Source organism: Methylocystis borbori (genome assembly GCF_036576025.1).
Lineage (GTDB): Bacteria > Pseudomonadota > Alphaproteobacteria > Rhizobiales > Beijerinckiaceae > Methylocystis > Methylocystis borbori.
The window spans coordinates 1-6,751 of record NZ_JAZHYN010000080.1; the positions used below are offsets into that span (position 1 = coordinate 1).

At 66.2% G+C, this 6,751-nt stretch carries 5 protein-coding genes; all 5 read right to left on the reverse strand.

What is annotated here, in order from left to right; translation table 11 throughout:
- Positions 1 to 979, reverse strand: a 979-nt coding sequence (lpxD, locus tag V3H18_RS16225; protein WP_332083125.1) for a UDP-3-O-(3-hydroxymyristoyl)glucosamine N-acyltransferase, incomplete at its 3' end; no start/stop codon positions are given.
- A 142-nt stretch (positions 980 to 1,121) separates the two neighbouring features.
- Complete coding sequence (gene bamA, locus V3H18_RS16230; protein ID WP_332083126.1) at positions 1,122 to 3,434, reverse strand: outer membrane protein assembly factor BamA; 2,313 nt, start codon at positions 3,432 to 3,434, stop codon at positions 1,122 to 1,124.
- Between the two features lie 270 nt (positions 3,435 to 3,704).
- The gene (locus tag V3H18_RS16235; RefSeq protein ID WP_332083127.1) at positions 3,705 to 4,859 is read right to left on the reverse strand and encodes a M50 family metallopeptidase; all 1,155 of its coding nucleotides are present in this window, start codon (positions 4,857 to 4,859) and stop codon (positions 3,705 to 3,707) included.
- 39 nt (positions 4,860 to 4,898) lie between these two features.
- Positions 4,899 to 6,131 (reverse strand): 1-deoxy-D-xylulose-5-phosphate reductoisomerase, encoded by a 1,233-nt coding sequence (dxr, locus tag V3H18_RS16240; protein ID WP_332083128.1) that lies wholly within the window; start codon positions 6,129 to 6,131, stop codon positions 4,899 to 4,901.
- Between the two features lie 10 nt (positions 6,132 to 6,141).
- Positions 6,142 to 6,751 (reverse strand): phosphatidate cytidylyltransferase (locus tag V3H18_RS16245; RefSeq protein WP_332083129.1); only part of this gene is annotated, 610 nt, incomplete at its 5' end.

The following is a 6,751-nucleotide window of genomic DNA, read 5'->3' on the forward strand; positions in this document are numbered from 1 at the left end:
GGACGCCCCCGACCCGCGCGCCGGGCGGCACGTCGCGCATGACCCCCGATTTCGCCGCGATCCGCGCGCCCTCGCCGATCGTCAAATGGCCCGCGACGCCCGCCTGCCCGCCCAGCTGGACGAAATCGCCGATCTCGCAGGAGCCGGCGACCCCCGCCTGGGCGACGATGGCGCAGAAGCGGCCGATCACCACATTGTGGGCGATCTGCACGAGATTATCGATTTTCGTGCCTTCGCCGATGATCGTGTCGCGCGTCGCGCCGCGGTCGATTGTCGTATTGGCGCCGATCTCCACGTCATCCTGCACGATCACGCGGCCAAGCTGCGGCGTCTTGAGATAGCCCCGCGCGGTCGGCGCGAAGCCGAAGCCGTCCTGCCCGAGACGCGCGCCGGGGTGGATGATGACGCGGTCCCCGATCAGCGCATGGGTGACGCTCGCCTGCGCGCCGATGGCGCAGTCCCGGCCGATCCGCACATGGGGGCCGATGACCGCCTGCGGCCCGATGACCGCGCCCGCGCCGATCTCCGCGCCGGGGCCGATGACGGCGCCGGGATCGACGGTGACGCCGGGTTCGAGGCGCGCCTCGGGATGGACCGCCGCGCCCGGCGAAACGCCGCGCGCCTGAAAGAGCGATCCGGGCCGCAGCGCCTCGGGAAAAAGATGCGCGGTCGCGCGCGTCATGGCGCGCTGCGGATTGTCGACGACGAGTCCGATGACGCCTTCGGGCAAGAGCGGAAGATGGCGCGCGCGCAGAAAGCAGGCGGTGGCGCGACAGTCGGCGAGCGCGCGCCGATAGCGCGGATCGTCGTAGAAGCACAGATCGCCCGGCCTGCTCCAGTCGAGCGGCGCGACGTTGAGGATGATCGGCGGCGCGCGCTCGCCCGCGACCGCGGGATCGCGAATTTCGGCGCCCGCGACTTCGGCGATCTCGGCGAGCGGCGTCGGATGCGTCAGCGGAAAGAAAACGACGGCGCTCATGCCGTCCCCTCGGTCGCGGCGCGCGCGCGGCGATAGATCATATCGGCGGATGCGGCCGAATGCGGCCCCTTACTAACTTCCATCACAAAGACGCATAAAAAAGCTCGCCGGGCGCAGTTCGCCCGACGAGCATTCTTCATCATCAGAAATTGGCGCCGCCGCTGAAGCGGAAATTCTGCGTAATGTCGCCATAGGCCTTAGACGTCACGACCGCATAGTCGAAGCGAATGGGCCCCATCGGCGACTGCCAAAGAAGCGATGCGCCAACCGACGACCGGACGTTGAAGGCGTTGGCGATCGGCTGCACGCAAGTGCCCTGGCCGAAGCCTGCCGCCGGCGTATAGGCGCCGATACAGGTCACGCCGGGAATGGTCGGCAGATTATTCGCGTAATTCGTGCGCCCGGTGAAATTCCACAGGGAGCCGGCGTCGGCGAAGAGCGCGCCCCTCAGGCCGATATCCTTCGGCAAGCCCCAGATCGGGAACTGCACTTCGAGCGAACCGCCGACATAGTCGGCGCCGCCGAGCGAGTTGCCGCGATTGTTGCTGAAACTCGTCAGGATGTTGGAGTCGCGCGGACCGATGCCGCCCGGCGCGAAGCCGCGCACAAGGCTCGGGCCAAGGTTGAAGTTATCCTGGATGTGCGCCTTGTAGCCGCCGAAGGCCGACAGATCGCCGCCCTGCAGACGGGCGATGCCCACGACATCGTCGATATAGGGGATCTCGCGGAAGTAGCGAATGTCGCCGGTGGAGCGCAGATAGCGCGTGTTGCCGCCAAGGCCCGCGACGTCCTGCGAGAAGGTCGCGAGCCAGCCGTTATGGGGGTTTTTATAGTTGTCGAGGGTGTTGTAATTGAACGAATAGCCGACGAGCGAGGTCAGCAGCGTGCCGCGCGACTCCTTGATCGCGAGCGAGGCTTCGCCGTTCGTCTGACAGTTGATGAAGAGGCTCGGCGTCGGGAAGAAGGGGCTGAAGCCGGGCGTGATGCCCATGATCGGCACCAAACAGTCGTCGTAAGGACGGCTTTGGGTGTTCGGGATCGAAATCGTCGTCTGATAGATCGAATAATGCGGCGAGAAGCTCAACTCCTCGGTGATCGGCACGCCGAAACGGACCGTGCCGCCGATCGAGGTCGAGCTGTAGATCGAATAATTATACGCGTCCTGCCGGCGGGCGAAGACGTCGAAGCCGGCCGAGATGCGCTGGTCGAGGAAATAGGGCTCGGTGAAGCTGAACGTCACGCCGCGCGAGATATAGCCGGCCTGCACCGACAGGCGCACGGCCTGGCCGCGTCCCATGAAGTTGCTTTCCGACACCGACACTTCGGCGATGAAGCCCTGATTGGTGGAATAGCCGCCCGACACGCCGAAGTTGCCGGTCGGCTGGTCTTCCACATCGACGATGAGGATGACGCGGTCGGCCGACGAGCCCGGCTCATTGGTGATCTTGACCTTCTTGAAATAGCCAAGGCCGTTGAGGCGGCGTTCGGCGCGGTCGATCAGCACGCGATTATAGGCGTCGCCCTCGCCGATATCGAATTCGCGGCGAATGACATAGTCGCGCGTGCGGGTGTTGCCGCGAATGACGATGCGCTCAATGTAGACGCGCGGGCCTTCCTCGAGGAGGAAGCGGATCGCCACCGTCTGATCGGCGGGATTGCGCTCGCCGCGCGGGCGCGCCTGGGTGAAGGCGTAACCCTTCCTGGCGATTTCGCGCGTTAGCGCCTCGACCGTCTTCTCGACCGCGTCGCCATTATAGACGTCGCCCGGCGCGATGCGGAGCTGGTCGTTGAGGGCGGCGCCGTCCACGTCCGGCAGATGCGATTCGACGCCGACCGAGGACACGCGATACTGCGGCCCTTCATGCACGACGATGGTGATGATGTAGCCAGCCTGCGCCGGATCATATTGCGCGTCCGAACTGATCACGCGGAAATCGGCGTAGCCATTCTTGAGATAGAAACGGCGGATGAGTTCGAGGTCCGAGGCGATGCGGTCGGGATCGTAAACGTCGCTCGTCTTGATGAACGACAGGAAATTCATTTCCGTCGTCTCCATCATGCCGACGAGACGGCGCGTGGAATAGACTTCGTTGCCGATGAATTTGATTTCCTTCACGCCGGTCTTGTCGCCTTCTGCGATGGTGAAGACGAGATCGACGCGGCCGTTGGGCAGCTCCACCGCGCGGTAGCTGACCTTCGCCGCGGCGCGGCCGGAGCGGCGATAGATTTCGGTCAGGCGCGCCACGTCCGCCTCGGCGACCTGCGGACTGAAAGGCGTCTTGGCGCGGCTGCGCACCTCAGACTGAAGATTCTCAGTCTTGAGCTTGCTGTTGCCCTCGAAGGCGACGCGGTTGATGTCGGGCGCCGCGATGGCCGGAATTGAAAGGGCCAGGAACGCGGCGACAACCGCAATCAGGAACGACGAAGATTTCCAAATGCCGCTGAAAGATTGCATGTAATGCTGGTCCTCGTCGCATCATCGCCGCCCAGGGCGCGGCGCGAACTTCATTCCGATGCGCGCTGGCGCAACGCGCTTCGCCGGAAGCCGGCGATTCCTTCTACAAGGTTTGCCCGACCCTGCAAATGCGCAACGGATATTGTTTTCGCAATTTGTCGAAGGCGTGACGTTAAAGCCACGATTCATGGTCAGCGTACGGTTAAAGTTCCCCGCCGCGCGTTAGGATCGTGTCGAAATTGAGTCTGAAACGGCGCTTTCGCGCGGCGCTCAAGAGCCGGCGCCGGTGAGCTTCTGAACGAGCCGCGCAATGTCGTTGTAAGTCGAGAAGACCATCAACGCGCAGACCATGGCGAGTCCGACGCGGAATGCCATTTCCTGCGCCCGCTCGTTGAGCGCGCGGCCGCGCGCCGCCTCGATCGCGAAGAACATCAAATGCCCGCCGTCGAGAAGCGGCACGGGCATGAGATTCAGCAGGCCGATCGATACGGAGAGAATCGCGATCAGGCTGAGGAAGGGCGCCATGCCGACCTTATAGGCCGCCTTCGCCATCTGCCCCGATGCTTGCGCGACGCCGATCGGCCCGGAAAGCTGATCCGCGCTCTCCCGCCCCGAGACGAGTCCGCCCACATATTTGCCTGTACGTTCGACGACGGACCACGTTTCGACGACCGCCTGTCCGAGGGCCGCGACGGGTCCGAAATGCTCCTGGCGAACGTCGTCGGGCGAAGCGCTCGCCCGCAAGCCGAGCTTGCCGATGCGAATCTTGCCGATGGCGCTCTCGACCTCGCGCCAAGCGGGAATCGCCGTGAGGGTCACATCCTCGGCGCCGCGCCGGACCACGAAGACGAGCGGTCGCTCGGCGGAGCCCGCGACGATCTCCTGCATTTTCGAGAAAGCGTCGATCGGCGCGCCGTCGATGCTGAGCACGAGATCGCCCGCCTTGAAGCCCGCCGCCTGCCCCGCGCCGCCTTCTTCGAGCGCGCCGATGCGCGGCGCGATCACCATGCGGCCATAGGCCCCGAATAGGATGGTGAAGATGGCGATCGCCAGGACGAAATTGGCGAAAGGCCCGGCGAAGACGATCGCCGCGCGCTTCCAGACGTCCTGCGCCGCGAAGGTCACCGCGCGCTCGGCCTCGGGCATCGCGCCGAGCGCGTCGGGGTCGGGCGCGCTCGCGCCATTCGCGTCGCCGTGGAACTTCACATAGCCGCCGAGCGGAATGGCGGCGACGCGCCAGCGCGTGCCGTGCTTGTCGATCCGCGCCCAGAGCTCGGGACCGAATCCGATGGAGAAGGCGTCGACCTTCACGCCGCACCAGCGGGCGACGATGAAATGCCCGAATTCGTGAACGAAGACGACCAGCGTCAGCACGATCACGAAGGGGATGACGTAGATGGCGAAACTCGTCAGCAGATTCAGCAAGGTATTCGCTCCGCACGGCCCGCGCCGCGCCGGCTTCGGCTATTGAAGGGTCAGCATGCCTGAAGGCGCGCGCCCGGCCAAGGCCGCGCGCGACCTTTCCCGCACTATATGGTCGACGGCGAGCGCATCCTCAACGCTCTCCGGCGCATTCGCCGTGCCGTCGCGCAGCGCCGCCTCGCAGGCCTCGGCGACGTGGCGGCTGATGCCGTCGAAGGGGATGCGGCGGTCAAGGAAGGCCTCGACCGCAATCTCATTGGCGGCGTTGAGCACCGTCGGCAAGCCGCCGCCCGACCGAAGCGCGTCAAGCGCCATTTGGAGAGCAGGAAAACGATCGAAATCAGGGGCTTCGAAGGTGAGCGTCGCGATCTTGGCGAGGTCGAGGCGCGGCGTCGGCGTCGTCAGCCGGTCGGGATAGCCGAGGCAATGGGCGATCGGCGTGCGCATGTCGGGCGCCGCCATGCCGGCCGTCACCGACCCGTCGGCGAAGGCGACGAGCCCATGGACGATCGACTGCGGATGCACGACGACTTCGAGCTTTTCCGCCGGCACGGAAAAGAGATGATGCGCCTCGATCAGCTCCAACCCCTTGTTCATCATGCCGGCTGAATCGACCGTGATCTTCGGCCCCATGGCCCAGTTGGGGTGATTCAGCGCCTCTTCGACGCTCGCCTGAGAGATGCGCTCCTTGCTCCAGGTGCGGAAGGGTCCGCCCGAGGCGGTGACGATCATGCGCTCGATGCGGGCGGGATCCTCGCCGCCCAGCGCCTGGAAAATGGCGTTGTGCTCGCTGTCCATGGGCAGGAGCCGCACGCCGGCCTCCATGGCCGCGCGCATGAAGGGAACGCCCGCGCAGACGAGGCATTCCTTATTGGCGAGCGCGACGTCGCGGCCGGCCGTCAGCGCCGCATAGGTGGGCTCGACGCCGGCCGCGCCGACGATGGCCGAGACGACGAGATCGGCGTCGCGCAAAGCGGCCTCGATCACCGCCTCCCGCCCCGCGGCGACCTGGGTGTTGGTGCCCGACAGCGCCTCTTTGAGCGCGTCATAGGCGTTCTCGTCGCGAATCGCCGCGAATTCCGCCTTCACCGCGCGGGCGACGCGGGCGAGCGCCTCGACGTCACGCCCCCCCGCGACGGCGGAGACCGAGAAGCCTTCCGGGTCGCGCTCCAAAAGATCGACCGTCGACCGGCCGATGGAGCCCGTCGCGCCGAGAAGAACGATGCGGCGGGGGGCGCGGGTTTGGGCGCTGATCTGTCCGTTTCCTTTGGCCATGACGCTCCGCCTACCAGAAGAAGAGGCCCGCCGCTACCGACGGTTCGCCGCGCAGCAGTCCCAGCGCCGCCGCGAAGACGCTAGCAAAGATGAAGCCGTCGAGCCGATCCATGACCCCGCCGTGGCCGGGGATGAGGCTGCTCGAATCCTTCACCCCGAAACGCCGCTTGACCGAGGATTCGAACAGATCGCCCGCCTGGGAGAGGGCCGCGGCGACAAGGCCGACGAGAAAGGTGCGCCATCCCGCGGCCTCGGCGCCGCCGCCGACATAGGCCGTAGCCAAGCCGAGCGCCGCGCCGGAAAGGACGCCCGTGACAGTCCCCGACCAGGTCTTGCCGGCCGAGACGCGGGGCCAGAGCTTGGGGCCGCCGATGAGCCTGCCGCCAAAATAGGCAAAAATATCGGTGCCCCACACGACGGCGAAAAGGAAGGCGATCGCGAGCGTTCCGACGTCGGGCGACTCGCGGATGAGGCAAACGGAAAAGGCGAGCGCGGCGGCGTAGAGCACGCCCGCGGCGGCCCAGACGCGCCGACCATTCCCCGCGACGGCCGCCGCGCCGAGCGCAAAAATCGCGATCGTGATCGCCGCCTGGCCGGCGAGGCCGGCGCGCCCCAGCGCC

Bases quoted from the DNA above. Each gene is read 5' to 3' on its own strand.
- bamA (WP_332083126.1), bottom strand. From the start codon at position 3,434: ATGCAATCTTTCAGCGGCATTTGGAAATCTTCGTCGTTCCTGATTGCG.
- dxr (WP_332083128.1), bottom strand. From the start codon at position 6,131: ATGGCCAAAGGAAACGGACAGATCAGCGCCCAAACCCGCGCCCCCCGC.